The organism is Vibrio sp. M250220, assembly GCF_036533795.1.
GTDB lineage: Bacteria > Pseudomonadota > Gammaproteobacteria > Enterobacterales > Vibrionaceae > Vibrio.
On record NZ_JATABI010000127.1, the window covers coordinates 1 to 1505 of the forward strand.

A 1505-nucleotide genomic window follows, 5' to 3' on the forward strand; every position below is an offset into this window, starting at 1 on the left:
TGAGATGTTATAACGCTCAAGTTGGTGAGGCACTGGCAAATGTCAAAGCAATGAACAAAGTCATAGGACTAGGTATGCCTGTTAGAAGCTAACGGCTAGTCATATATGGCGTCGTTGATCTTCAAGCTGATTTGATCAACAACGCCATACCAATCTGATTGCTCTTTATATGCATTCCAAAAAGCTTTCGCTTCATCTGGTTTTGTAGTTTGTGTTATGTAAACAAGCGATAGAGCCTCCCAAAAAAATGCAATGATTTCTTTCACTAATATTGATGGCTCAAATTGATAGAAACTTTGATTTTCCATTGCTAGGTTATAATGCATTACATGAGCTAACTCATGCCATAGAACTAGATCGTCTCCAATAATGAAATTGTTATACCAAAGTATATTTGGAGTCTTCTTATATCCACTAAGACAAGTCAATGATGAACTAAATCCATTCTGCTCATGGATGTTGCAATTTAGCCAGTGTTTTTTTATTTTCCACTCATTGGTTCTCATTATTTTGATGAATGTTTGTTTTAGATCTTCAGGTTTTCTTCTTATTTCTGTTGCTTTTGGTTCTGATTTTAACTGATTTAAACATATGTTTTTTAGACGATAAAAGGTAGGCGGGCTCAATGTTATTATATTGTTTCCCTTTAGTTCATGTCTTTCATTATGTCTATCACACATGAGCTTATCGAGGTTTTCCTTAATGTTTTCATTTGTATTTGAGTATATTGTTTGTAACTTTTTTGAATAGAGAATTACTGCATATTCCCACTTTTTGTCTAATGGGAGTTTTATGTTTTTTCTCCAATTAATCTCACATAGAATATCAAACAATAAACTGTCTAATTTTGTATAATAGTATGCAATTTTTACATGTGATATTGTATCTTTGTTATTAATTTCACTTAGGATTTTTTTTAGGTTTGTTTTGGCCAGTTTGTGAAATTCGTTTAAGTTTTTCATAATACATCATATCTAGTGTAATAATGCCAATTCATATTTTTACCATACATGACCTATGGATACATTCTATGTAAAAAATAATAACTATTGTTGCTTCGGGATTTTTATTCTATATTTTATTTTTTTAATGATTGTTTTGTTAATTAGATGGTATGGTTTCCTATATCTTTGTAGGTTTTTTTACTTAAAAATATAGATTTTAAAGTGAGGAAATGTTGGCAATAATCAACAATGTTTACAGTGTCGATAATTAAAATGTTGATTATAATCGGTTTCAAATAATTGAAACCGATTAGGTGCTTGGTTGGTAAGCTATAATTTAACTTAGAATGTTATTATTATGAATTAATGGAGCCTATTCCTTTAGCAGGTTAGTTAAGAGATGGCTTCGTCACGGCGTTGTTGATCAAATCAGCTTGAAGATCAACGACGCCATATATGACTAGCCGTTAGCTTCTAACAGGCATACCTAGTCCTATGACTTTGTTCATTGCTTTGACATTTGCCAGTGCCTCACCAACTTGAGCGTTATAACATCTCAAG

The 1505-nt window shown here is 31.8% G+C and carries 1 protein-coding gene; it reads right to left on the reverse strand.

Features of this window, described 5'->3' with window-relative positions; all coding sequences use genetic code 11:
* Positions 1-95: 95 nt before the first annotated feature.
* Positions 96-962 (reverse strand): hypothetical protein, encoded by an 867-nt coding sequence (locus QTN94_RS19840; RefSeq protein WP_331428635.1) that lies wholly within the window; start codon positions 960-962, stop codon positions 96-98.
* Positions 963-1505 lie beyond the last annotated feature (543 nt).

Excerpts from the sequence above, each read along its gene's own strand:
- QTN94_RS19840 (WP_331428635.1), bottom strand. The coding sequence starts at position 962 with ATGAAAAACTTAAACGAATTTCACAAACTGGCCAAAACAAACCTAAAA.